22 protein-coding genes and 1 pseudogene are annotated in these 25,941 nt (G+C 59.5%); 19 read left to right on the plus strand and 4 right to left on the minus strand.

All coding sequences use genetic code 11. The features are described 5' to 3' along the window. Positions 1–8: 8 nt before the first annotated feature. Genes PFY00_RS15685 through denD form a run of 3 tightly spaced genes read left to right on the plus strand, consistent with a single transcriptional unit; the run spans position 9 to position 3,059 of the window. Positions 9–1,160: a fumarylacetoacetate hydrolase family protein gene (locus PFY00_RS15685; protein ID WP_271433530.1), complete on the plus strand. Its 1,152-nt coding sequence runs from the start codon at positions 9–11 to the stop codon at positions 1,158–1,160. Beyond that, positions 1,160–2,068 (plus strand): sugar kinase, encoded by a 909-nt coding sequence (locus PFY00_RS15690; RefSeq protein WP_271433531.1) that lies wholly within the window; start codon positions 1,160–1,162, stop codon positions 2,066–2,068. Before PFY00_RS15685 ends, PFY00_RS15690 begins: the two co-directional genes overlap by 1 nt. A gap of 25 nt (positions 2,069–2,093) precedes the next feature. Next, positions 2,094–3,059 (plus strand): D-erythronate dehydrogenase, encoded by a 966-nt coding sequence (gene denD / locus PFY00_RS15695; RefSeq protein ID WP_271433532.1) that lies wholly within the window; start codon positions 2,094–2,096, stop codon positions 3,057–3,059. A 14-nt stretch (positions 3,060–3,073) separates the two neighbouring features. On the opposite strand, the gene PFY00_RS15700 is transcribed toward denD, so the two are convergent. Further along, complete coding sequence (locus PFY00_RS15700; RefSeq protein ID WP_271433533.1) at positions 3,074–4,012, minus strand: 2-hydroxyacid dehydrogenase; 939 nt, start codon at positions 4,010–4,012, stop codon at positions 3,074–3,076. Between the two features lie 100 nt (positions 4,013–4,112). On the opposite strand from PFY00_RS15700, the gene PFY00_RS15705 reads away from it, so the two are divergent. The 4 genes from PFY00_RS15705 (at position 4,113) to PFY00_RS15720 (ending at position 9,587) form a co-directional block, all read left to right on the plus strand. Continuing rightward, positions 4,113–5,282, plus strand: coding sequence for a pyridoxal phosphate-dependent aminotransferase (locus PFY00_RS15705; protein ID WP_271433534.1), 1,170 nt, complete (start codon positions 4,113–4,115; stop codon positions 5,280–5,282). Then, positions 5,282–7,285: a transketolase gene (gene tkt, locus PFY00_RS15710; protein ID WP_271433535.1), complete on the plus strand. Its 2,004-nt coding sequence runs from the start codon at positions 5,282–5,284 to the stop codon at positions 7,283–7,285. The genes PFY00_RS15705 and tkt overlap by 1 nt, the downstream gene beginning before the upstream one ends. 113 nt (positions 7,286–7,398) lie before the next feature. Further along, positions 7,399–9,066, plus strand: coding sequence for a hypothetical protein (locus tag PFY00_RS15715; RefSeq protein ID WP_271433536.1), 1,668 nt, complete (start codon positions 7,399–7,401; stop codon positions 9,064–9,066). Next, entirely contained in the window at positions 9,063–9,587 is a 525-nt protein-coding gene (locus tag PFY00_RS15720; RefSeq protein ID WP_271433537.1) for a hypothetical protein, read from the plus strand. Before PFY00_RS15715 ends, PFY00_RS15720 begins: the two co-directional genes overlap by 4 nt. Before the next feature lie 24 nt (positions 9,588–9,611). Here PFY00_RS15720 and truA read toward each other — a convergent pair whose 3' ends face one another. Next, entirely contained in the window at positions 9,612–10,385 is a 774-nt protein-coding gene (gene truA, locus PFY00_RS15725) for a tRNA pseudouridine(38-40) synthase TruA (RefSeq protein ID WP_271433568.1), read from the minus strand. Between the two features lie 209 nt (positions 10,386–10,594). On the opposite strand from truA, the gene PFY00_RS15730 reads away from it, so the two are divergent. From PFY00_RS15730 to PFY00_RS18995, 4 genes and pseudogenes are all read left to right on the plus strand, one after another. Further along, on the plus strand, positions 10,595–12,022 hold the full coding sequence (locus PFY00_RS15730) for a YcjX family GTP-binding protein (protein WP_271433538.1): 1,428 nt from the start codon (positions 10,595–10,597) through the stop codon (positions 12,020–12,022). Further along, entirely contained in the window at positions 12,019–12,498 is a 480-nt protein-coding gene (locus PFY00_RS15735; RefSeq protein WP_271433539.1) for a GNAT family N-acetyltransferase, read from the plus strand. The genes PFY00_RS15730 and PFY00_RS15735 overlap by 4 nt, the downstream gene beginning before the upstream one ends. Further along, complete coding sequence (locus tag PFY00_RS15740; protein WP_271433540.1) at positions 12,495–13,502, plus strand: YcjF family protein; 1,008 nt, start codon at positions 12,495–12,497, stop codon at positions 13,500–13,502. Before PFY00_RS15735 ends, PFY00_RS15740 begins: the two co-directional genes overlap by 4 nt. 187 nt (positions 13,503–13,689) lie before the next feature. Continuing rightward, a pseudogene (locus tag PFY00_RS18995) lies at positions 13,690–13,923 on the plus strand (CBU_0592 family membrane protein); the annotation flags it as partial. 109 nt (positions 13,924–14,032) lie between these two features. On the opposite strand, the gene PFY00_RS15745 reads toward PFY00_RS18995, so the two are convergent. Next, positions 14,033–15,214, minus strand: coding sequence for an FAD-dependent oxidoreductase (locus tag PFY00_RS15745; protein WP_271433541.1), 1,182 nt, complete (start codon positions 15,212–15,214; stop codon positions 14,033–14,035). 25 nt (positions 15,215–15,239) lie between these two features. On the opposite strand from PFY00_RS15745, the gene PFY00_RS15750 reads away from it, so the two are divergent. The 3 genes from PFY00_RS15750 to PFY00_RS15760 all read left to right on the plus strand — a co-directional run bounded on the left by PFY00_RS15750 (position 15,240) and on the right by PFY00_RS15760 (position 19,023). Further along, positions 15,240–15,386: a hypothetical protein gene (locus PFY00_RS15750; protein ID WP_271433542.1), complete on the plus strand. Its 147-nt coding sequence runs from the start codon at positions 15,240–15,242 to the stop codon at positions 15,384–15,386. An 89-nt stretch (positions 15,387–15,475) separates the two neighbouring features. Next, a complete protein-coding gene (ileS, locus tag PFY00_RS15755) occupies positions 15,476–18,415 on the plus strand; it encodes an isoleucine--tRNA ligase (protein WP_271433543.1) in 2,940 nt (979 codons plus the stop codon). Between the two features lie 113 nt (positions 18,416–18,528). Continuing rightward, positions 18,529–19,023 (plus strand): histidine phosphatase family protein, encoded by a 495-nt coding sequence (locus tag PFY00_RS15760; RefSeq protein ID WP_271433544.1) that lies wholly within the window; start codon positions 18,529–18,531, stop codon positions 19,021–19,023. Positions 19,024–19,063: 40 nt separating this feature from the next. Here PFY00_RS15760 and PFY00_RS15765 read toward each other — a convergent pair whose 3' ends face one another. Beyond that, a complete protein-coding gene (locus PFY00_RS15765) occupies positions 19,064–19,996 on the minus strand; it encodes a hypothetical protein (protein ID WP_271433545.1) in 933 nt (310 codons plus the stop codon). Positions 19,997–20,250: 254 nt separating this feature from the next. Here PFY00_RS15765 and PFY00_RS15770 point away from each other — a divergent pair, with 254 nt between their 5' ends. The 5 genes from PFY00_RS15770 (at position 20,251) to rodA (ending at position 25,913) form a co-directional block, all read left to right on the plus strand. Then, entirely contained in the window at positions 20,251–21,297 is a 1,047-nt protein-coding gene (locus PFY00_RS15770; RefSeq protein WP_271433546.1) for a rod shape-determining protein, read from the plus strand. An 81-nt stretch (positions 21,298–21,378) separates the two neighbouring features. After that, positions 21,379–22,305: a rod shape-determining protein MreC gene (gene mreC, locus PFY00_RS15775; protein WP_271433547.1), complete on the plus strand. Its 927-nt coding sequence runs from the start codon at positions 21,379–21,381 to the stop codon at positions 22,303–22,305. Next, the gene (locus tag PFY00_RS15780; RefSeq protein WP_271433548.1) at positions 22,298–22,837 is read left to right on the plus strand and encodes a rod shape-determining protein MreD; all 540 of its coding nucleotides are present in this window, start codon (positions 22,298–22,300) and stop codon (positions 22,835–22,837) included. The genes mreC and PFY00_RS15780 overlap by 8 nt, the downstream gene beginning before the upstream one ends. Further along, complete coding sequence (mrdA, locus tag PFY00_RS15785) at positions 22,834–24,777, plus strand: penicillin-binding protein 2 (RefSeq protein ID WP_271433549.1); 1,944 nt, start codon at positions 22,834–22,836, stop codon at positions 24,775–24,777. Before PFY00_RS15780 ends, mrdA begins: the two co-directional genes overlap by 4 nt. Further along, the gene (gene rodA / locus PFY00_RS15790) at positions 24,774–25,913 is read left to right on the plus strand and encodes a rod shape-determining protein RodA (RefSeq protein ID WP_271433550.1); all 1,140 of its coding nucleotides are present in this window, start codon (positions 24,774–24,776) and stop codon (positions 25,911–25,913) included. Before mrdA ends, rodA begins: the two co-directional genes overlap by 4 nt. Positions 25,914–25,941: the final 28 nt, after the last annotated feature.

Genomic DNA, 25,941 nt, shown 5'->3' on the forward strand with positions numbered 1-25,941 from the left:
AGCCCCGGATGTTGCCGATTTCGAATTCTTTGATGGACGCGGCTCTCGCCGGACGGGTCTGGCGTCCGGGTGTTGGTCCTTCGCTAGTGACCCTGCGCGGGAACGATGTGGTGGACATCACCAGCAGCGTGCATCCCACCATGCGGGATTTATGCGAAGCGCCCAATCCTGCGCAGATCGTCAGGCAAGCCGAAGGCGAGACAATCGTAACCCTTCAGGATCTGTCCAACGCCAGTCTGAACGCCAAAGCTCAGGATGATCTGCGCTGGCTGGCGCCTTGCGATTTGCAGGCGATCAAGGCCTGCGGCGTCACCTTTGCAGGCTCCATGGTCGAGCGCGTGATCGAAGAGCAGGCCGCAGGCGACCCGGCCCGCGCCGAAGCGATCCGTGCCCGTGTCGGCACAATCATCGGAGACAGCCTTTCCGGTTTGACGCCCGGCTCCAAGGAGGCGGAAAAGGTCAAGGAACTGCTGCAGTCCGAAGGACTCTGGTCACAATATCTGGAAGTCGGGATTGGCCCCTACGCCGAAGTGTTCACCAAATCCCAACCCATGTCTGCTGTCGGGTGGGGTGCCGATGTCGGGTTGCACCCGGTATCCGAATGGAACAACCCGGAACCCGAGATCGTGCTGGTTGTTGGCTCGGATGGGACAATCAAAGGCGCGACCCTCGGCAATGACGTAAACCTGCGCGACATAGAAGGCCGCTCTGCGCTTTTGCTGGGCAAGGCCAAAGACAACAACGCATCCTGCGCGCTCGGCCCTCTGATCCGCTTCTTTGACGATGGCTATGGGATAGACGATCTGCGCCGCGCGGAACTGAGCATGTCGGTCACAGGTGAAGACGGGTTCGAGCTTCAGGGCCATAGCTCGATGACACAAATCAGCCGCGATCCCGAAGATCTGGCCGCCCAGACGATTGGACGCCATCACCAATACCCGGATGGGTTCGTTCTGTTTTGCGGAACGATGTTTGCACCGACCAAAGATCGCGACGGACCCGGTCTTGGATTTACGCACCACACCGGGGACGTGGTCGAAATTTCCGAAGCGGCGCTCGGCAGTCTGCGCAACACTGTTCGCCTGTCCACCGACTGTGCGGAATGGACCTTTGGAACAGCTGCGCTGATGCGAAATCTAGCTAAACGGGGATTGTTGTAATGGGTCGGTTACTTTGTATCGGTGAGTGCATGATCGAAATGGCCCAGATCGGCGCCGGGACCTACAAGCGCGGATTTGCCGGAGATACCTTCAATACGGCTTGGTATGCCCGGCAGCTTTTGCCCAAAGACTGGAACGTCGGCTATCTGAGCGCTATCGGCGACGATGCAGCATCACAGGAGATGCGTGCCTTCATGTCTGGCGAAGGCGTAGAGACCTCCGCGCTTCGGACCGTAGCCGATCGCACTGTCGGCCTCTACATGATCTCTACAAAAGCAGGCGAACGCAGCTTTTCCTACTGGCGCGGGCAGTCTGCCGCGCGTCTTTTGGCCGAAGATCAAAACTGGCTTGAAACGCAGGTCATGTCCGCCGGTGCAATCCATTTTTCAGGCATAACACTGGCCATCCTGTCTCCCGAACACCGCGAAATACTTTGCCAAGCGGTCAGCCGCGCGCGCGACGCCGGGGCGTTGGTATCCTTTGACACCAATCTGCGCCCCAAGCTGTGGAAAGACCAAGCCGAAATGAAGTCGGGCATCACCATGGGTGCCAAAGCGGCCTCGCTGGTATTGCCAAGTTTCGATGAAGACGCGGAACTGTTCGGCGACAAGGACCCGCGCGATACGATCACTCGCTACCAAAGGCTCGGGCCCAAACGGATAGTCGTGAAAAACGGCGGTGATCCAGTGACCATTGCCGAAGCAGATGGCCAAACGGAAACGGTCGAAGTAAAGCGCGCCTCCGAAATGGTGGACACGACCGCCGCCGGAGACAGCTTTGCAGCCGGATTGCTTGCGGCCCTTGTTCAAAACGCCCCGTTGGCTGAGGCGACAGCGCGCGCCAGCGCCCTTGCGGCGCAGGTCATTCAAGCGCCCGGCGCCTTGATCCCTGAAATTTTTCAAAAATAATAAACCGCAAGCGGGAGGAACAAACATGAAGGTACTCATCATTGGCGGCGGCGGCGTCGTCGGACAAAAGCTTGCCCAGCAACTGGCCAGGCGCGGAACACTGCGCGGGGACAATATTTCCGGCCTTGTGCTGGCGGATGTGGTTGATCCGGCCCCGGTTGATGCCCCCTTTGATGTTGAGACCGTGACCTGCGACATCGCAAACGCGGCATCTGTAGCGCAGATCGTTACCGCCGATGTCGACGTGATCTATTTGCTTGCCGCGATTGTGTCGGCCCACGCCGAAGAAGACTTCGACGCCGGGTGGCAGATCAACATGATGGGCACGATGAATGTGCTGGAACGCGCCCGTGCGCTCGAAACAAAACCGGTTGTAGTCTTCACCTCATCCATTGCGGTGTTTGGCGGTGAAGTTCCGGATCCGATCGTGGATCACACCTTGCTGAACCCGCAAACCTCCTATGGCGCGCAAAAGGCTGTGGGTGAGCTTTTGATCAATGACTATTCGCGCAAGGGCTTTGTTGACGGGCGCGGTTTTCGACTGCCCACGATTTCCGTACGCCCCGGCAAACCCAACCGCGCGGCCTCAAGCTTCATGTCCTCGATTTTACGCGAACCGCTGAATGGCGAGGAAGCCATTTGTCCGGTAGATGATGACTTCCTCCACTACTATCTCAGCCCACGAAAGTGCGTCGAGAACCTGATCAAGGGAGCCGAAATTCCCGAACAGGATCTTGGCATGAACCGCTGCATGATGATGCCAGGTCGGATGTGGTCAATTCGTGAACTGGTGGACGCCATGACGGCGGTTGCCGGTCCGGAACCGGCGCGCCTGATCCGTTGGGAGGCGCAGCCCGACATTCAAAAGATCGTCAATGGCTGGCGTTTTGATCTGCGGCCGGAAAAGGCTATCAAGCTTGGGCTCGAAGCCGACGACAGCTTTGAGGACAACATTCGCTACTACATCGAAGACGACAAACCCGGTGCCTGACCTTTGGCGCCGGCTCAGTTAACCGGCGTCAGCAAAGCCTTTCCGGCATGATGTGCCGCGATGTTGTCGCGTTGCAGTTTGGCCATCGCGGCGCGGGTTTCGACCGTGCCCGATCCCTGATGCGGCTGGATGACAACGTTATCGAGTTTGTAAAAACGGTCATCAATCGCGGGCTCATTCAGGAACACATCCAGACCTGCGCCAGCAATCTTTCCGTTTTCCAAGGCATCCAGCAACGCAGCTTCGTCAACGGTGCTCCCGCGTGAGATATTCACAACGACGCCGCGCGGGCCCAATGCTTCGATCACCTCGGCAGAGACAAAATTTTCGGTGTCCTTGCCACCCACCAGAGCGATGACCAGAAAATCGACCGCGCGCGCCAGCGAAACAGGATCGCCATGATACTGCCAGCCCGGCGTGGTTTTTTCGCTTCGGGCGAAATAGTGAATATCCATTTTGAATGCCGCGAGCCGATCTGCGATTTCGCGCCCGATACGGCCCAATCCGACGATACCGACAGTGCCGCCGCTGGCTTTGCGGTTAAGCCTGTATTCTCCCTTGGATTTCCAGTTGCCGGACCGCGCCCAGGCGCTGGCCTGCTCCATTTCCCGGCACTGCATCAGCAGCATTGCAACCGCCAGATCTGCCACATCGTCATTCAAGACATCCGGTGTATTGGTCACCTTGATCGATCGGGCTGCGGCTGCATGCACGTCAATGGCGTCATACCCGACACCAAAATTGGCCACGATCCCAACGTTCGGCAAAAGATCCATCTGCGCAGCCCCAAAGGCATGGTGCCCCTTGTAGGCAACCGCAGTAGCCGCCGCGCGCTGATCGTCGGTCAGTCCTGCCAGTTCATCAGGCTTGGCGAGAAAGACAGGCGAAAATTCGTCCGAAAGCGCAGCACGTTCTGCATCGTTGAATGGGCCGATGGCCAATGTCTTGCTCATGATTTTGAATCCCCCGCGCCTGGCGCATTTTTTGGTATACCATTTTCGAGGATGCTCTGGCAGGTTGTGGCTGTCAACAACGCCGGGAGCCGCAAATCAGATGAGCGATCTACATTTTGCAAAAAGCCTGTCACGACTGGGCACCGAATCCGCCTTTGTCGTACTGGCCCGCGCCCAGGCTCTGGCCGCAGAAGGGCGCGACATTATCAATCTGGGCATCGGACAGCCCGATTTCCGGACGCCCGATCACATCGTCGAAGCCGGGATCAAGGCACTGCGCGATGGCCATCACGGCTATACGCCGGCAAACGGCCTGCCCGCACTGCGCGAGGCGGTTGCCGCTGATCTGCACGCCCGGCACGGCACCGAAGTAAACCCCGACAACGTTGTTGTCGTACCCGGTGGCAAACCGACGATGTTTTTTGCCGTTCTGATGTTCGGAGAACCGGGCGCCGAGATCATGTACCCGAACCCCGGCTTTCCCATCTACGAATCTGTCATCCGCTATTCCGGTGCCACGCCCGTGCCGATCCGTCTGCGTGAGGAAAACGGGTTTGCCTTTTCTGCCGACGAAGTGCTGAGCCAGATCACGCCCAAGACACGGTTGATGATCATAAATTCACCCGCCAATCCGACGGGCGGTGTCACACCGCGCGCCGAAATCGACAAACTGGTGGCCGGCTTGGCCGATCACCCGCAGGTGGCCATCCTGTCCGACGAAATCTACAGCCAAATGCTGTACGACGGACGGGAACACGTCAGTCTTTTGCAGTACCCCGAAATCCGCGACCGGCTGATCATGCTGGACGGTTGGTCAAAAACCTATGCCATGACGGGCTGGCGGATGGGTTATGCGGTCTGGCCTGACAGCTGCGTAGAGCATGTCACACGGCTTTGCATCAACGATCATTCCTGCGTCAACGCAGCTGCGCAATTTGCCGGACTGGCCGCGCTGACCGGACCCAAGGATGCAGTCACGGATATGGTGGCCCAGTTTGACGAGCGCCGGAAAATCATCGTTCGGGAACTCAATACGGTTCCCGGTTTTCGATGCGCCGATGCAGCCGGGGCATTCTACGCCTTTCCCAATATCGAAGGCACGGGCCTGACCGCAAAAGAAGCGCAAGACCGCTTTCTGGACGAGGCAGGCGTTGCCACCGTCGCAGGAACATCCTTTGGCGCCATGGGCGAAGGATACCTGCGTTTTTCCTATGCCAACTCGGCTGAAAACATCGTCGAGGCCTGCAATAGAATTCGCAAACTCTTTTGATGTCTGGCCCTGCGACACCTTCGATAGAGCGGAGCGACCCGGATATTCAATCCATGGCGCATGCGATCCGTTTTTTGGCAGTCGACGCGATCCGCGAGGCTGGCGAAGGTCATCAGGGCGTGCCGCTTGGCATGGCCGAGATCGCCGCCACGCTGTTCGCACGGCACCTGAAGGCAGACCCTCAAAACCCCCTGTGGCCTGACCGGGATCGGCTCGTGCTGTCCAACGGGCACGGCTCCATGCTGCTTTATGCGTTGCTACATCTGGCGGGCTACGACGAAATCTCGCTGGATCAGATCAAAGCATTCCGGAAACTCGGCTCACTCTGTGCAGGGCATCCGGAAATCGAGCAGCACGCAGGAATTGAAATCACCACCGGGCTTTTGGGACAGGGCATCGCATGCGCAGTCGGAATGGCTGTGGCCGAGGCCCGTTTGGCAGCCGAATTCGGCAGTGAATGCGTGGATCATCGCACTTGGGCATTTGTCGGAGATGGCTGTCTGCAAGAAGGTATGGGGCAAGAAGCCATATCGCTCGCCGGACATCTGCGACTGGGCAAGCTGGCGTTTCTTTGGGACGACAACCGCATAACCGATGATGGTGATACCTTACTGGCCATTTCCGAAGACATTCCCGCCCGTTTTCGCGCAGCAAACTGGCAGGTGATCGAGGTCGACGGCCATGACATTGCCGCCCTGGACGCCGCCATGGATCAGGCGCGGCAAGACCCCAGACCATCCTTGATTGCCTGCCGGACCGTTATCGCAAAGGGCATCGCCCGGCTACAAGGCCAGCGCGGTGGGCACAGCGCACCTTTGACCGATGCGGATGTCGCGGACATGCGCCGCGATCTGGGATGGAACCACCCTGCGTTTGACATCCCGCGCAGCGTCTACGACGACTATGACACCGTCATGACCCGAGGCCGCACGGAACATGCGCTTTGGAAAGCCCGACTGGCGAGCGATCCCGGACGCGCCGAATTTGACCGTTGGCATTCATTCGGTCTGCCGTCTGACTGGTCGAACGTGCTGGCCGACCTGCCGCATCATTTCGCTAATGCCCCCGGTCCCAAGGGGACGATCAATGCTTCCGGTGCAGTTTGCGACGCGCTCGACCAGGTGCTGCCTGAGCTGTTGGTCCTGTGTGCAGATCTAGAAGCGCCCACCGGCCACAAACGATCCCGCGCGGGCTTTGGCGTGCAAAACCGGGCGGGCAGCTATGTGCACTGCGGCGTGCGAGAGCATCTTATGGGCGCGATGGCCTGCGGTATCGCAGCGCATGGCGGGCTTCGCCCGATCAACGTGACTTATCTTGCATTTGCCGACTATGAACGCGCCGCCATGCGGATGGCTGCCCTGATGAAGCTGCCTGCCTTGTTCGTCTTTAGCCACGACAGCATTGGTGTTGGCAGCAACGGCCCGACCCATCAACCGGTTGAGACGCTGGCGGCCTATCGCGCCATGCCCAACATGCGGGTTTTTCGGCCGGCGGATGTCACGGAAACCGCAGAAGCCTGGCAAATTGCGCTCGAGCATCTAAAGGGCCCAACGATGCTCGCGTTGTCCCGACAAGATGCGCCGCCAGTTTGTCCTGCCCGGTCCGAGAACCTATCCCGGCTGGGTGGTTATCTTCTCAGAGAGCCTGATGAGCAAAGGGATATTACGCTGATCGCAACTGGCACCGAGGTCGCGCTGGCCCTGCAGGCCAGCGAAACGCTGAAGGCTGAGGGCATCAACGCCGCAGTTGTTTCCCTGCCCTGTTGGGAGCTGTTCGAGGATCAATCCGCAGACTACCGCAACGCAGTTCTGGGCCAGGTTCCCCGGATCGGCATAGAAGCCGCGCTGCGATTTGGCTGGGATCGCTACCTGAGGCCTGAGGATGCCTTTGTCGGCATGCCGGGTTTTGGCGCATCGGCCAAAGCAGAGGTGCTTTTTGACCATTTCGGGATAACGGACACCGCGATTTGCAACGCAGCAAGAGACCTGCTGCAAAAGCACTGAACCCATTTCGGCGGCATGGCCGTCAAACGCCAAATGCCAATGCTGCGTTTTCGCCCGGCATTGCGACGCAAACAGGCTTTCCAATTTGTGGAACCGGTGGCACTGTCACCGTCATGAAGGACCTGCCCGATATACCAGAACAGGCGCCGCTGCGTCCGCCCTCCCAGGTGATGCGTCTTTCCCGTATGGGATCGATGTTCCCGACGCGGCTTTCGTTTCTGCGTGTCCTGATGCGGCGGCTGAGTCAGGAAGGCGCGACACTGACGCGTCCTGTTTGGGAAATCGACCAAGGCGGCTTTGGCCATGCTGTCTATTCGATCGATCTGGGCGGCCACACCTATAGCCTTGTGGCGATATCGACCGACTTGCCGGACCATTTGCGCACCGACCGAGTGATCGCCACAGCGTGGGACACCGCCTATGTCTTGTTTGACGGCACGCCAGATGCTGATGACATCAGCCGGATCATAGCCAACGCGCCCCGCCAAGAAGCCGGCCGCTTTACCGAAAAAGAGCTGGTGCTCAGCCGCGCAAACAAATCCGTCCGCCTGTTCAACCATGTTGTCGAACAACTGCGCGCAGGCAATCAGCCCGACCTGACGCTTGTGAACAGCGTCGGATATCTGATGCGAACAACCGCCGTCTATGGAAATGGCAAATTCGGCATTGCTGACCGTGGTCTGATTGAGGATCGGCCCGGACTGGGCGGGCCTTTTGCCGCCGAAATGTTGACCGTCTGGATGATCCGGAACTTCACCCACGATCTGGCAGAGTTTCTGGGCGGTGCGCCACTGGACGACGCAGTCAAACGCCATCTTGGCATCGGCAATTCAACAGGGTTGGGGATGGCGCCCTTTCTGGTGTCTCACCCGGTTCTACTGCACAACTGGATGATCGCCCGGGAAACGGCGATCGCCCGGGCCTGCGCCGTCGAGCGTTTGACAAACCAGCAAACTGCCACACTGCAAAAGCTATCGTCCCGCGCGGCGCGCCATCTCGAACAGTGGAACGTACCCGCCGATGAACATCAGGCGCGGATCGAAACGATCCGGCACGAGTGGTCCGCAGTGAGCGAGATGATCAACGGACAGGTTTTGTCGGGACCCAAGCCTATTGCTGCGTTGATGGACAAGACCGCAGCAATGAGCGTCGATACGCAAGAGTTGGTGGCATCGCTGGTGATCGAACCATTCGGTGAACTCGTCGACGGCCTGTCCGAATGCATGAGCGACCCATTAGGCCTGCGCGCTGTACCATTCCAATCGACGCATGAATTGAAAGACGCGATCGAAAGTGGCTTTGACTGGGCCTTGGAGATTGATTTCGACGGGCAGGAAAACACGCGGCTGTTCTGGTATGTGTCCGAAGAAAAGCTGGAGCCGCGGCTCGGGGATCGCCATGCCGAACCCGGTGCTGAGCTGGAAAGTCCGCTGGATATCGCCCGCCGCGTTCAGGCCCTTTGGTCTGACCTTGACGGTGCCGACCCTGATCTCAGAGCATTTCGCCAGAACCATCCCCAGCACGAAATGGCCTTGAACCGTGTGCTGTGCACCGCTCTGCATCCCTATTCAGAGATCCGAGACAACCTGATCGGAGCGGGTTGCCTTCCGATCGATATGCTGCGCTGCAAACTGTCATTTTTCGGCGCCACCAAGTTTGACCCCAAGTCGGACCGCTGGACCCGGATTGCCTTGGCCCAAGGCGCGCCGCTACCACACGAATTGCAAACCAGCCGTGCTGATGATTGGTGGCTACCCGTCCTCGAAGGCTTGGCGTCATGACCCATTCAGCGACGGAAATCGCGGCCCTTGCTCAAAAGGCGGCGCGCGGCGCTGGTTTTCCTGCGGCCCAGGCCGAACACTTCGGGCGCGTGGCCGCGTTGCATCTGGGCGCAGGCCGGGACGAAGCGGCCTTGCTCGACGCCTTGCAAGACCCCTCCGACAGCGCAATTCTGCGCCTTCCGCTGCTGATGGATGATGTACTGCGCGCTGTCGCGCTCGCGGGCAAAGATGTCTCGCTCAGTCTGCATCCAGGCGACGAACATCTTGTTTTGTCCTATGCGCGCTGGTTGCCGATGCGGTTGACGGCCTGCGCCGTGCGCCCCGAGACCGACAGCCATCAGGCGCGCCTCGAACTATCCGCAGATCCTGCGGTTCCGGCGCGCCCGGCGCTTCCGGCGCGGATATCAGCAAGCCCGGACTTGATGGAAACCATGGGCGCCCTGGCGGCCAAAACCTATGTGCCGGCCACCGAAGCATCCCGCAGTGCCGGGGCCGGCGCGGGCGATATCGACAACGATTGAGCGCCCGGTTCTGACGGCACGGCCTCAGTTATCCGCAAACGGGTTTTCCGGGTATTCAACCCCCATCAGGTATAGCCCATGCGGCGGGCAAACCGGCCCGCAGGCCGCGCGATCCCTCGCGTCCAATGCTTCGCGCACCCGATCTGGCGACCAGCTTCCCGCGCCCACCCGCTCCAACGTGCCCACGATGGAACGCACCTGATTATGAAGGAATGACCGCGCGCGCAGGGCAAAGCGGATTTCCCGCCCGGCCAACCCATCATGGGTCTCGATCTGAATGTCATCCATCGTTTTGACCGGCGACAAGGCCTGACACATCACAGACCGGAACGTCGTGAAATCATGTTGCCCTAACAGATGCGCCGCGCCTTCGCGCATGGCCTCAACATCCAGCGCGTGGTTCACGCGCCAGACCTGTCCGGTCTCCAGCGTTGCCGGGGCGCGGCGTGTCAGCAGACGAAACAGATACCGCCGTTCAGTCGCTGAAAACCGGGCGTGCCAGTCGTCGGACACAGGCTCGGCACGAAGGATCGCGACAGGTGCAGGCTTAAGATGATAGTTCAGCGCCTCGGACAAACGGAATGGGTCCCAGTCCTTTTGCATGTCACAATGGGCAACCTGTCCGCGGGCATGCACCCCGGCGTCTGTCCGTCCTGCGGCTGCAATCGTGTGATCGCGTGGCTCCAGCTTGGCCAGCGCTGCCTCGATGGCACCCTGCACCGAAGGCTGGTCCGCCTGTCTTTGCCATCCCGCAAACGGGCGGCCGTCATATTCAACCAAAAGCGCATATCTGGGCATGGTTTGCCCATAGCGGTGCCAGCGCTTTACAGCAAGAGTTCCCTGCGCGATGGGGCCGCGCAATGGGACGGTGGGCGGGGCGCCTTCCGGCGCAGCCGGAACAGCGCCGCCGACCGTAACCTCCAACGGGAAAAGAGCGCGGTCTCTCCCCTCTGGCCCTTCCCCGCGCCCGTGCTTATCTTGCATTTGCAAACAAGGGGACGATTGCTTTGGTTATTGGAACGATCGCGGACACGCTGACACGCGGTGTCGAAAACGTGACCGGCACATTGTCGGAAACCTTCTTTGAGCCAACCCTGCGTTTGGGGGTCACCGGACTCAGCCGCGCGGGCAAGACCGTCTTTATCACGTCACTGATCGCGAACCTCATGGATCGCGGCCGCATGCCTCAACTGGTGGCTCAAGCCGAGGGCCGGATCTTGTCCGCCTACCTGCAGCCGCAGCCCGATGACACGATCCCGCGGTTTGACTATGAAAGCCACCTGGGCGCGCTGACCGCACAGAACCCACGCTGGCCCGACAGCACGCGCGCAGTGTCGGAGCTGCGCCTGTCGCTGAAGATTGCGCCCAGCGGCCTGCTTTCCGGCTTTCAGGGCCCACGCACATTGCACCTGGATATCGTGGATTACCCCGGAGAATGGCTGCTTGACCTCGGGCTGATGGACAAGACCTATACGCAGTGGTCGGCGGATATGCTGGCCCGTTTGCCCGGGCGTCCGGACACAGAAGATTTCCTGCAGTTATCCAACACCGAAGACAGCGCCAAGCCGCTGGATGAAAGCCGCGCAAAAGCACTGGCAGACGCCTATACCGCCACGTTGCAGGCCGCGCGTGAGGCGGGTTTTTCCGACTGCTCGCCGGGTCGTTTCCTGTTGCCGGGCGAATTGGCCGGGTCGCCGGTGCTGACCTTCGCCCCCTTGCCATCGCGCACAGGCGCGCCGCGCAGATCGCTTTGGCGCGAAATGGAAAGACGCTTTGACGCATACAAGGCACAGGTGGTCAAACCCTTCTTCCGGGATCACTTTGCCCGCATAGACCGGCAGGTGGTTTTGGTTGATGCGCTTGGCGCGATCAATGCGGGCCCGCAGGCAGTCGAGGATCTACGCCGCACCATGACGGACATCCTGCGCACCTTCCGGCCCGGCACAAATGCCTTTCTGACCAATCTTTTGATGGGCAAACGGGTCGAAAAAATTCTCTTTGCGGCCACAAAGGCCGACCATCTGCATCACAGTCAGCACCCCCAGCTGACTGCGATCATGGATGCGCTGGTTCGCGAGGCACGCGACAAAGCCCGCTTTGCCGGGGCCGATACACAGGCTCTGTCTCTCGCGTCACTGCGCGCCACCACCGAGCAGACCATCACCCATGGCGGACGCGAACTTGAATGTGTGCGCGGATCGCTTCTGTCGGACGATGGAACAGCAGGCAAACAGGCTGCGTTCTATCCCGGTGATCTTCCCGAAGATCCCGCGCATCTATTGGGGCCCGCGCGCGACGGGGCCGAAACCTGGCTGGACGCCGACTACCGGGTGATGCGGTTTGCCCCGGCCCGCCTGACGCTGAAGCCCGGCGAAGGTCCGCCGCACATCCGGTTGGATCGTGCCGCGCAATTCCTGATCGGTGACAAGCTGTGACCGGGTTCGAAATCCGCCCTGCCGGTCCTATGGACGCAGGCGCAGTCGGCGCGATCCTGTCGGGTTTCATCGACACCACCGAATGGATGCCGCGCATTCATACCCGCGCCGAGGATCTGGCCCATGCCGATATGCTGATCCAGCGCGGCTGGGTCACTGTCGCGACCCGCAATCGAAAGGTCTGCGGATTTCTTGCGCGAAACGGCGGCGTGGTTCACGCGCTTTATGTGCATCCGACCGCGCGATCGACCGGGGTCGGTGCGATGCTGCTGAACGATGCCAAATTGGCCAGCCCGGCTTTGGAGCTCTGGACTTTCGAAGCCAACCGCGGCGCACAACGTTTCTACGAACGCGAAGGCTTTGAACTGGCCGAACAAACAGACGGCAAGGGCAACGACGAAGGCCTGCCAGACCGCCGATATGTCTGGTCTGCAACCTCCGCCGAAGCGGCCAAACAAACGGAGCGCACAGCATGACCGATCCCAAAGGCCCCGTTCTGATCGAGCTGGACGACGAAACACCACACTCTCCTTCCGAAGCGCCCCCGGTGCCCGATATTGGCCAGCCTGCGGCCCCAAGCGGGCAAGCGATGGCCAGCGCCGTTGCTTTGGCCGCCCGCAAACCTTCGGCATTGGCACGCTGGTTCTGGCGGCTGTTGCTGGCCTTGATTGGCACCGTTGTATCGATCGCGGCGTGGAACTTTGCGACCGGTCTGATCACCGCCAATCCTTTGCTCGGTTGGGCCGTTACGGCGCTCATTGCCGCGTTCGTGCTGGTTCTTCTGCTGATCGCGATCAAGGAGCTTGCGGCCTTTTCGCGACTGTCGCGGATCGACACCTTGCATCACGCAGCGGCCAGTGCGCGCGCCAACGAAGATCTTGGCGCAGCCCGGCGGGTTACGACCGACCTCAAGAAGCTGTTTCAGCGGCGCGAAGAAACCCGCTGGGGCATGGAACGGCTCGTTGACCGCGAAGCCGAGGTATTCGATGCAGCGGGTCTACTGGATCTGGCCGAGCGAGAGTTGCTGTCCCCACTGGACGAAGCAGCCGCCACAGAAGTGGAGGCCGCAGCCCGTCAGGTTGCGACTGTAACTGCGCTTGTTCCCTTGGCGCTTGCCGATGTCGTGGCAGCCCTGACCGCGAACCTGCGCATGATCCGTCGGATCGCGGAAATTTATGGTGGCCGTTCCGGAACGTTGGGAAGTTGGCGTCTGACCAAGGCCGTGATGTCCCATTTGGTCGCGACAGGGGCAGTCGCGGTCGGCGATGACATGCTGGAGCCCATTCTGGGTGGCGGGCTGCTTGGAAAGCTCTCGCGCCGGTTCGGCGAAGGGTTGGTCAACGGCGCACTGACTGCTCGCGTCGGCGTGGCCGCCATGGAAGTATGTCGTCCGTTGCCCTTTCACGCAGCAGAAAAGCCAGCCGTACGCAGCATGGTTCGGCGTGCGCTCAGTGGGTTGTTTTCGTCCGATAAAGACTGATCACACAGCCACGAAGGGGCCGCGCGTTTCACGGAAAATTACGACTGGTTAACAGCCATTTCACACGTCGCGGCGTAGGGAATCTCAGACCGTTTGGTCCATTCGTGACCGGCAAATGTCTTCGTATCGATTTTTAGACCTGTTTTTTCAGAACTGATCCCAAACTCCAATTTTTCCGGAGCTAATTATGCATGAGACTATTTCAAACGCGCTTGGCGCGGATGTCTTGCGTTTGCTGGGTGTACTCGGCTTTTTCAGCTATGTTGCCATGTACACCTGCCTGTCCCTGCGCATTCTGAACAGTGAAAGCATTCTGTATTTTGCTGGAAATATCGTTGCGGCTTCTCTAGTGCTGATTTCCCTGACACAGGACTTTAACCTTGCTTCCGCGCTGATCCAGATTTTCTGGATCGCCATCGGTATCCCGGCAATCGTTCTGCGCCTTGCAAAGCGCCGGTCTGACAAAGTCGCCGACGAAACCGCAGGCCGCAAGCGGCGCGCAGGACTCGCCGCCAGAGACGGTGTCAAAGCTATTCCAGAGAACCCAAAGGCGGCAGCAAATCGCCGCAAACCAACCGGGTCAGTATCGCCGGAACCGGCCGCACCGTGGATAGCGGAAACAGCAACCGGTCCCGCAACCACGGCAAAACACGGCTATCGGACTGGTATTGCGGGGTGAACATCCAGCTCATGGCCTGATAACCGCGCACATGCCAGCGTCTCGCCTGTGCATACCAGCGCCGCGCGATCTGAACGTCTCCGCCGGCAACCTCAAGTGACCGCGCAAGCGCCAAAGCATCCAGAAGCGCCATGTTTGCGCCCTGCCCCAATTGCGGGCTGGCCCGGTGCGCGGCGTCACCAATAAAGACGGTATTCTCGTCATAGGGCCTGCGCAAAGTGCCATGGCTGTAACGGGCCATGGTCATCTGAGCGGGGTCGGTGATTTGGTTCACAAATGGCGCGAAACCCGGCCAGAGTTGCGCGGCCTCATCGCGCCACTGCTCCAAACCGTTGTCCAGCCACATCTGATAACTGTGCTGCGGCAATGACCAGAATATCGCAGCCTTTGGGCCGGATTGCCCCGGCACAGTGCCAATCGGCAGAACTCCCAGCATACGATCAGCACGGCGGTACATCTGGCGCAGTTCATTGCGGGGCAAATCGACTTCGTCCGGCCAATCAACGGTTCCCCAAAGCGCCCCGTAAGACAGCCGCCGCGCCTTCATCGCGGACAGCGGGGACCCGGCCCCGGTGGAATCGACAATCATGTCAAATGGCCCGTAGCGCTGATCACCACAGATCAGATGCCCCGGTTCAACCGCTGTGACGGTGCTGCTCGTCACAATCTGAACACCCGCGCGCTCGGCAGTCGCAAACAATGTGTTGAACAGCGCCGCCCGGTGGATGGCCAGTCCAAACCGCGGGTCGCCCGGCGCGTCATAGCTGACATCCAGAACCGGCCGGCCCGATTGCGTCTCGTGGCCCAGCATCCTGTGAACCCGGTTGCCCTGCGCCATGGCCCCGTCCAGCGCGCCGATCCGTTCCAGCACCCGCTGGCCCACAGGTTGGATCACCAACCCCGAACCCACGGGGGCCGGGGCATCAAACTGATCGAAGATCTGAACCGAATGACCGGCCTTAGCCAAGGCCGCGCCAACGGCCAAACCACCTATGCCAGCTCCGGCAATCGCGATGTCCAGCGAACTCACCATGTCACTCGTCCTCTCTTGAACAAAGATGGCAGCGCAAACATTTCGCGCAAGAGACGTGCTGACGCAGGCAGAATGCATCCCGGCTCTGGACGCCGCCGCGCCCCGCGCCTATAAGCGGCCCATGATGTATGCACAGGCGATCATCATTCGAATTACATGCCCGGCGCTCTGATCACACGAGCCGCCGGGACAAGGCGTATGGACCACCGCGCCGCACCTTCCCAACAGACCGAAATCCGCTGACTTTCAAGGACACAGCTTATGTGCGCCGATACGCCCGACACGACTACGACCCCCGATTACAAAGAGACGCTCAGCCTGCCCAAGACGGACTTCCCGATGCGCGCCGGCCTACCCAAGCGCGAGCCCGGCTGGTTGGAACGCTGGGAAAACATTGGGATCTACGACACCCTGCGCGCCAAGGAAGGCCGCAAACCTTTTGTGCTGCATGACGGCCCGCCCTACGCCAACGGACACCTGCACATCGGCCACGCGCTGAACAAGGTGCTCAAGGACATGGTGGTGCGCTCACAGCAGATGATGGGCCATGACGCCCGCTACATTCCCGGTTGGGATTGTCACGGTCTGCCGATCGAATGGAAAATCGAAGAGCAGTACCGCACCAAGGGCCTGGACAAGGACTCTGTCCCGGTTATCGATTTCCGTCAGGAGTGCCGCAAGTTTGCCGAAGGCTGGATCGACGTTCAGCGTGAGGAATTCAAGCGACTGGGCGTGACTGGCAATTGGCCTGATCCTTATCTGACCATGAATTTCCACGCCGAGCGCGTGATCGCCGAAGAGTTCATGAAATTCCTGATGAACGGCACACTCTATCAGGGCTCCAAGCCTGTGATGTGGTCACCTGTTGAAGAAACCGCACTGGCCGAAGCCGAGGTGGAATATCACGACAAGGACAGCTTCACGATCTGGGTGAAATTCAAGGTCGTCGGAACTGGCGACGCGACACTGGATAGTGCGCAGGTTGTGATCTGGACCACCACGCCTTGGACAATCCCGTCCAACAAGGCTGTCGTGTATGGCGCAGATTTTTCCTACGGCCTGTATGAAATCACCGGCCGCCCAGAAGAGTGCTGGGCCAACATTGGCGATCGCTATATCATCGCAGACAAGCTGGCAGCAGATGTTCTCGGCCGTGCGCGCTTGGAAGAAGGCATGTATCGCCGCCTTTGCGATGTCACGCAGGACGATCTGTCGAAAATCACGCTGCAGCATCCTTTGGCGGGTGCCGATGGCGCAAACGGAGAATGGGACGATATCCGCGATTTTCGCGCTGCCGATTTCGTCACCGACGAAGAAGGCACCGGCTTTGTGCACTGCGCGCCATCGCACGGGATGGAGGAATTTGAGCTCTATCGCGATCTGGGCATGCTGGAACAGGTCATCACCTACAACGTGATGGATGATGGCAGCTTCCGAGAAGATCTGCCGTTCTTTGGTGGCAAACACATTCTGCGCTCCAAGCCCAAAAAGGGTGACTGGGAAGGCGACGCAAACGCGGCCGTCATCGCCAAACTGACCGAAGTCGGCGGCCTTCTGGCCCGCGGGAAAATCAAGCACAGCTATCCACACAGCTGGCGTTCCAAAGCTCCGGTAATCTACCGCAACACACCGCAGTGGTTCGCAGCCATCGACCGCCCCGTGGGCGACGGTCAGGACGAATACGGCCAAACGATCCGCGAACGCGCGCTGACATCCATCGACAAACTGGTTGAATGGACCCCGCAGACCGGACGCAATCGTCTGTATTCGATGATCGAAGCACGCCCCGACTGGGTTCTGTCACGCCAGCGCGCTTGGGGCGTTCCGCTGACCTGCTTTACCAAGAAAGGCGCATTGCCAACGGATGATGATTTCCTGCTGCGCAATGACGAAGTAAACGCCCGCGTCGCCGAAGCCTTTGAGGCCGAGGGTGCAGACGCATGGTACAAGGAAGGCGCAAAGGAACGTTTCCTTGGCAACGTGGTGAACCCGGACGACTATGAGCAGGTCTTTGACATCCTCGACGTGTGGTTCGACAGCGGCTCGACCCATGCCTTTGTTCTGCGCGACCGCGAAGACGGCTCAGAGGATGGTATCGCGGATCTGTATCTGGAAGGCACCGATCAGCACCGCGGCTGGTTCCACAGCTCGATGTTGCAGGCCTGCGGCACCAAGGGGCGCGCGCCTTATCGCGGCGTTCTGACCCACGGCTTTACGCTGGACGAGAAGGGCAACAAGATGTCCAAATCGCTCGGCAATACCGTGGCACCAGAAGAGGTGATCAAGCAATATGGCGCAGATATTCTGCGGCTCTGGGTAGCGCAGTCCGATTATACCGCTGACCTGCGCATCGGCCCTGAGATCCTGAAAGGTGTGGCCGACGGATATCGTCGTTTGCGCAACACCATGCGCTATATGCTCGGCGCCCTGTCGCACTTTACCGAAGAGGATCGTGTGGAGCCGGCGGACATGCCGGAGCTGGAACGCTATATTCTGCACCGCCTCGCCGAGCTCGATAAAGTCGTGCGCACTGGCTATGCGGCCTATGACTTCCAGGGTGTCTACCAGCAGGTGTTCAACTTCTGCACATTGGAACTGTCGGCCTTCTACTTCGACATCCGCAAAGACGCGCTCTACTGCGACGGGAATACCGACCGTCGCCGCGCGGCGCGCACGGTCATGGACCTGCTGTTCCATCGCCTTACAACATGGTTGGCACCGGTCCTGGTCTTCACGATGGAAGAAGTCTGGCTGGAACGGTTCCCGGGCGACAACAGTTCGGTGCATCTGGTGGACATCCCCGAAACGCCGCAGGCGTGGCTGGATGAAACACTGGCCGCCAAATGGCGCGATGTGCGCCGGGCCCGTCGGGCGGTAACCGCAGCGCTGGAAGTCCAGCGAACAAACAAGGTGATCGGTGCATCACTTGAGGCTGCCCCCGTCGTCCATATCGACAACGCCGAATTGTTGGCCGCGCTGCAATCGGTGCCGTTCGAAGACATCTGCATCACATCGGACATCACGTTGACCGCTGATCCGGCTCCAGAGGACGCATTCCGCATGCCGGAAACGCAGGAAATCGGCGTGATCTTTGAGCAGGCCGACGGTGAAAAATGCCAGCGCTGCTGGAAGATTCTGCCAGATGTCGGCACGCACAGCCACGCGGGCACCTGCGGACGCTGTAACGACGCACTGGGCTAAACCCAAAAAATTGCGGGAAACCAAAAGCTTGGTTTCCCGCTTTTCTACAACGCTTGGCGCAACGCGTCTTTTGCAATTACGCTGATTGGGTATTTGCAAAAGAGGAGTGTGTTATGCGTCGGCGTATTTTTCTTTTTTCATCAATTGCAGCAGCCGGATTGGCCGGTTGCGCTGCAGGGCCAGACAGTTTTTCCATGGCCCCCAACTCTACCCTGATCGTGGTCCGCCATGCAGACCGAAAAGACGAAGATTTGACAGCCGCTGGCCGCGCAAGGGCACGCGCGCTCGTCAAGGCATTGGACGGCATGAAACTGGACGCGATCTATTCGCCGGGGATCAAACGAAACCTCGACACTGCCATGCCCCTGTCCAAGGCCCGGAGCCTACCAATCACCCGCCGCCCACAAGAAGCACCAACCGCACCCTTGGTCACAGAAGGCGCGGGCAAAACGGTGATTTGGGTGGGCAACAAAGGCAACATCGCCCAGATCTGGGAGGATCTGCGCCTGACAGACCCTGCCCCGCTGGAGTATGGCGATCTGTTCATTGTGCGGTCAGACGCAACCGGAGCGGTCACGATCGAACGAAGGCGTTTTGGCGCGAGTTGATCCAGCGCTTGAGGGATAAACCTTCACGCTCTTGCTGCGTTCATTCCACCCAGCGGCAGTAACGCTTACCGTTGATCGTGGTGCAGACTTCGTTTTGGCCCTTTTGCTTGGCCCATGTCATCATACGGGTAAGCTTTCTGTCCGCGCGCGCCTGCATTTCCAGTTCTTTCTGGCGTTCAAGATGCTTTTGACGGCGCATTTCCGCAACGGCCTCTGTGTGGGATTTGGACGGGGACACATTTGGGCTGTCGGTCAAGGCGCGCAGGTCTTCGACATTCAGGCGTGCCACCACTTGCGCGATGTCAGATTTGGTGGCGGCCGCATCGATGTAAATCTCGATTTCATCTGCGATTTCACCTTTCAGGCGGATCACACCTTCTGGTGCCTTGCGAGATGTGATGTTTCGGAACGAAACCCCGCGATGGACCATTTCGATCTGGCCACGTGTGCGACCCTCGTGGCTGTCCATGGTGAGCATGCCAAAAATGCCTGAATTCGTGCGCGTATCTTTGAACTGCGCATGAACAATCAAGACCTTGTCACCACGAACGAAAACGCGCCGTGCCTTGGCTTTCTTGGCGTTCCGAACTTTGCCCTTGGCCATGCCCACGGCTTTGTCGAGCAGGAAGACCGGGTGCTTTTCTATCTCTTGTTGCATTTCCTGAAACTCAGCAGGAACCGGCGTGGGCTGACCTTTCATCACGGCCTGATACTCCGGCGTCCATTCTACTTCTGTCCACCCGGCGGGCGCGGGCGGCAGATAGTCCCGCATGGGTTTGTCACGGCGCAATTCACGCTCTGCACGCATCGCCGCTTCCCGTCCACGCTGGGCAAAGCTTTCGGCCCAATCGCCAACCGTGAATTGACCCGGGGATTTGCCCGCCATTGTCGATTGGGTGATATAGTCGGTTGCTCCCAGCGCCAAAAAACTCAGCACGATAAAGCCCAGAACACTCATAATGACGTTTTTCACCGCAACTCTCCTTTTGCGTGTCTTGCGCACAACCAAACAGGCAAACCGGGCAGAAACTGGGCCTCCATTCGGCGATTTGGCGAAAATCCGTTAACAATCCACCCAAATCTTTGGGGATTGCGTTGCGATTTGCGGCGGTTTCACGCTGATTTGCTTGCTCTGAGGTCTTCCCCCTCAAACGGCGCGGGCCTATAAGGGCGTCGGTTCGGACATCGGGGAGTCGCGGACCCATCGAGTTATGAGGCAGGGCACATATGTTGGGATTGGATAAACTGCTGGGCATGTTCTCTTCGGACATGGCCATCGACCTTGGGACAGCGAACACGCTGGTCTATGTGAAAGGTCGCGGGGTTATCCTTTCTGAACCCTCAGTGGTCGCCTATCACGTTAAAGACGGCCAAAAGAAAGTTCTGGCTGTCGGCGAAGACGCCAAGCTGATGCTTGGCCGGACACCCGGCAGCATTGAGGCGATCCGCCCCATGCGCGAAGGCGTTATCGCCGATTTCGACACCGCCGAAGCGATGATCAAGGAATTCATTCGCAAGGTGCACAAGCGGTCCACCTTTTCCAAACCAAAGGTCATCGTCTGCGTGCCGCATGGTGCTACGCCGGTTGAAAAGCGCGCCATCCGTCAATCTGTTCTGTCTGCCGGAGCGCGCAAGGCCGGGCTGATTTCCGAACCCATCGCCGCCGCGATCGGTGCGGGAATGCCGATCACCGATCCAACCGGCAACATGGTCGTCGATATCGGCGGCGGTACAACCGAAGTGGCCGTTCTATCGCTGGGTGATATCGTTTACGCCCGCTCGGTTCGTGTCGGTGGCGACCGGATGGACGAAGCCATCATCAACTATCTGCGCCGCCAGCAAAACCTGTTGGTTGGTGAAAGCACGGCCGAACGGATCAAGACCTCGATTGGCACAGCCCGGATGCCCGACGACGGCCGCGGCTCGTCGATGCAAATCCGCGGTCGCGACTTGCTGAATGGTGTGCCCAAGGAAACCGAGATCAGTCAGGCCCAGGTGGCCGAAGCTTTGTCAGAGCCGGTGCAGGCCATCTGCGAGGCGGTGATGACCGCGTTGGAATCCACGCCGCCGGATCTGGCCGCAGACATTGTTGACCGCGGCGTAATGCTGACCGGCGGTGGCGCTCTGCTGGGCGATTTGGATCTGGCCCTGCGCGAACAAACCGGTCTGGCCGTGTCCATCGCCGACGAGTCGCTGAACTGCGTGGCGCTTGGTACCGGCAAGGCGCTTGAGTACGAAAAACAACTTCGCCACGCCATCGACTACGACAGCTAAGACCCGGCAGCCCCGCACTGCCGGAGTTTTGTACAAATCTGCCATTTTATGGCAGAGAGTGCGAAATGATACGGAGGAGCCGTGGCTCAGGATCGCAGCACAGCCGATGAATTCACCGGCCCGCTGAAGCGTTTGCTTCTGGCGATACTCGTGCTTGCCCTGACCGGTATTTTCCTTTTGTGGCGTATCGACAGCCCCCGCGTGGAACGCTTTCGAGCACAGGTCGTGGACGCTGTGGTCCCCAACATGGATTGGGCCATGGCCCCTGTGACCGGCGCCGTGAACATCCTGCGCGATTTCCAAAGCTACCAGAAAATCTACGAACAAAACCAAGAACTGCGCCGCGAGCTGCGCCAAATGACAGCCTGGAAAGAAGCGGCCTTGCAGTTGGAGCAGGAAAACGCCCGGCTGCGTGATCTGAACAACGTCCAGATTGATCCGCGCCTGACTTACATCACCGGCGTTGTTCTCGCCGACAGCGGCTCACCTTTCCGGCAAACGGTCTTGATCAATGTGGGCGGCAGGGACGGCATTGTTGACGGATGGGCAACAATGGATGGGATCGGGCTGGTCGGGCGCGTTTCCGGTGTCGGGGCCAATACCTCACGGGTGGTTTTGCTGACCGATCCGGCCAGCCGTATCCCGGTTGAAATTCAGCCTTCAGGCCAAAGGGCGCTTGTCGTAGGTGACAACACCGCAGCGCCACCTGTCGATTTTCTCGAAAACCCGGATCAGGTCCGCGCCGGAGACCGCATCCTGACCTCTGGCGATGGCGAAGTCTTTCCACCCGGGCTCTTGGTTGGATCGGTTGCCGAAGACCCCGGCGGGCGTTTGCGCGTTCGACTTGCGGCAGACTACGAGCGTCTGGAATTTCTGCGCGTCCTGCGCGATCACGGTGCTCGCCGCGTATCGGCCCCCAGCGCTCTGATCCTGCCCCAAGAACTGCCGGACGCGGGTATCACGGACGCTGAGGACAGTCCCGAGGACGAAAGCAGCGGCGATGGCTGAGCGCACGGCAACGCGGCTTTGGGGCATGCGGGCAGCCTATCTTGGCCTGACCTTGTTGATCCTGTTTTCATTGCTCTTGCCGCTCAGTCTTGTTCCGAACCGGATCGCACCGCCGGATGTGTTGGTTGCGCTGACCTTTGCATGGGCGCTGCGCAGGCCGGATTTTGTACCGGCACTCTCAATTGCCGCGGCTGTCCTGCTCGCGGATTTGCTGCTGGGGCGTCCGCCGGGTCTTTGGGCTGTTTTGGTTTTGTTGGCCGCCGAATGGCTGAAATCCCAAGACCGGCGCTTGCGGGAAAACACGTTCTTTGCCGAATGGCTGACCGTCGCGGTTGCCTTAATGGCGATCACGATCCTGTATCGTTTGGTGCTCGGGGTCTTGATTGTCGAGCGTGGAACGCTTTTCCTTATGACCATGCAATTTGCACTGACAGTCATGGTCTATCCGATTGTAACAGCGCTGAGCGCGCTGCTCTTTGGTGTGCGCAAAAGTGCTCCGGGTGAATATGATCCTGTGGGACGGTCACTATGAGACGCTCGCCGCGTGAAACCGCTGAAAGTGCGCGCCGCATCTCCCGCCGCGGATTGATCCTCGGTGGGGCGCAGCTGGGCTTTGTCGGACTTTTGGCGGGCCGCATGAACTATATGCAGGTCGAGCAGGCCGATACGTTCCGTCTGCTGGCCGAAGAAAACCGCATCAACATCCGGCTGATCCCCCCTGCGCGTGGGCGCATCGTTGATCGCAATGGCCGCATCATCGCAGAGAACGAACCCACATATCGCATTACCATGGTGCGGGAAGACGCAGGAGACGTCCAAAAGGTGATCGGCCGGTTGTCGATGCTTGTGGAACTGGACGAAGACGATCTGAACCGTGCTTTGGCTGAAATGCAGCGCACCGCACCGTTTTTCCCGGTCACCGTCGCTGATCGAGTCAGTTGGGAAGACATCAGCCGTGTCGCGGTGAATGCCCCGGCCCTGCCCGGCGTCACACCTGAGGTCGGGCTAAGCCGTATTTACCCGATGAATGACCTGTTCGCCCATGTGGCGGGCTATGTTGGTCCGGTGTCCGAACGCGATCTGTCGCGCTATGAGGATCCACCGCCTCTGTTGCGCATTCCGCGGTTTCAGGTCGGCAAAGTCGGCGTCGAAGCCAAAGCTGAAGAGATGCTGCGCGGGCAGGCAGGCGCAAAAAGGGTCGAGGTGAATGCCGTCGGCCGCGTCATGCGTGAGCTGGATCGCCGCGAAGGCGAAGCGGGTGGCGATGTTCAGCTTACAGTCGATGCGGAGTTGCAGGATTTCGTCAAAGCGCGTCTGGGCGAAGAGAGCGCATCTGTTGTGGTGATGGATCTAGAAAAAGGCGACCTGCTGGCGATTGCCTCTGCACCTTCTTACGATCCCAATGAATTTGTGCGCGGGATTTCCGTGCCGGACTACGCAAGTCTCAGGGACAACGACCGCAGGCCTCTGGCATCGAAAACGGTTCAGGACGCCTATCCACCCGGATCAACCTTCAAGATGGTCACGGCCCTGGCAGCGATGGATGCCGGGCTCGTTGCGCCGGATGAAACGGTCTACTGCCCCGGTCACATGGAGGTCGGTGGGCGTAAATTCCACTGCTGGAAACGCGCCGGCCACGGCCATATGAATCTGGAACAGAGCCTGCGCGAGAGCTGCGACGTCTATTACTACGACCTCGCATTGAAGGTCGGGATTGAAAACATTGCCAAGATGTCCCGGCGTCTTGGGCTTGGGACGGACTACGACATTCCCATGTCCGCCGTGTCATCCGGCCTGATCCCGGACAAGGCATGGAAGAAGCGTGAACGCGGCAGCGATTGGGTGATCGGTGATACCGTCAACGCATCGATTGGTCAGGGCTTTGTTCTGACCTCGCCATTGCATCTGGCGGTTATGACAGCGCGATTGGCAACCGGTCGGTCCATCACCCCCAGACTGATCAAAAGCGTCGATGGCATCGAAACACCGTGGCGTGGCGGCAGCGACATGGGTCTGAACGACAGCCATCTCAAGCAGATCGCGCGCGCCATGTATGCCGTCAGCAACAGTCGTCGCGGTACTGCCTATGGGTCACGCATCATCGCAGATACCATGCGCATGGCTGGGAAAACCGGAACAAGTCAGGTCAGAAACATTACAGCCGCGGAACGTGCGCGAGGCGTGACCCGGAATGACGATCTGCCATGGGAACGCCGGGACCATGCTTTGTTCGTGAACTTTGCGCCTTTCGACAACCCCACAATTGCCGTCGCAGTCGTGGTTGAGCACGGCGGCGGTGGGTCAACAGCGGCCGCGCCGATTGCGCGCGATGTGACGTTGCAGGCGCTCTATGGCGGCCTGCCACCTCTGGATGCCTATCCCAACAAAGACCGCTCTCGGATCCGGGCCCTGCACGACCGGCTCGCCCGAGAAAAGCGCGCCCGCGAGGCCGAAGGCAATGACCGCGCATGAGCTATCTTGAGTATAATACCAAGACGGCCCCAACTGGCTGGCGCAAGGTCCTGCACCTGAACTGGCCGCTGGTCGTCTTGCTGACAGCGGTCGCGAGCGTCGGTTTTCTGATGCTCTATTCGGTGGCCGGGGGCTCCTTTTCACCTTGGGCCGAGCCGCAGATGAAACGCTATGCGCTTGGGCTCGCCATCATGTTTCTGGTGGCCATGGTCCCCATCTGGTTTTGGCGAAACATGGCCTTTGTGGCCTATCTCGTCGGACTTGCATTGCTGTTGGCCGTTGAATTCTTTGGCTCGGTTGGAATGGGCGCACAGCGCTGGATCGATTTAGGCTTTATGCGGCTACAGCCCTCAGAGCTTATGAAAATCAGCATGGTGATGATGCTCGCAGCCTACTACGATTGGTTGCCACTGAAAAAAACCTCCAGACCACTTTGGGTGCTTTTGCCGATCGTGTTGATCCTGCTGCCAACGGGTCTTGTCATATCGCAGCCTGACCTGGGAACGGCCATTCTGTTGCTGACCGCAGGGGGCCTGATGATGTTCTTGGCTGGCGTGCACTGGGCCTATTTCGCAACCGTCATTGCAGGCGGTGCGGCGGGCATCTGGGCCGTGTTTCAATCCCGCGGCACGGATTGGCAATTGCTGAAAGACTACCAGTTCCGCCGGATCGACACCTTTCTGGATCCCAGCTCTGATCCGCTAGGGGCCGGATATCACATCACTCAGGCCAAGATCGCCATGGGATCAGGCGGCTGGACCGGACGGGGCTTCATGCAGGGCACGCAGTCACGTCTCAACTTTTTGCCGGAAAAGCATACCGATTTCATCTTCAACACCTTGGCCGAAGAATTCGGCTTTGTCGGCGGCATCTCTCTGCTCGTGCTCTACGTATTGGTTCTGGTGTTCTGCATCTTTGCGGCCATTCAGAACAAAGACCGGTTCTCCTCTCTGCTGATCCTCGGCATCGGCCTGACCTTCTTTTTGTTTTTTGCCGTGAACATGTCGATGGTCATGGGGCTGGCGCCGGTGGTCGGGGTTCCCTTGCCTCTGGTCAGCTATGGCGGATCGGCCATGTTGGTCTTGATGGTTGCCTTTGGATTGGTTCAGAGTGCGCACATTCACCGGCACCGCTGATTGCGGCTCTGTCGCGGCAAAATCGCTT

It is taken from the genome of Thalassococcus lentus (genome assembly GCF_028023555.1).
Lineage (GTDB): Bacteria > Pseudomonadota > Alphaproteobacteria > Rhodobacterales > Rhodobacteraceae > Thalassococcus_A > Thalassococcus_A lentus.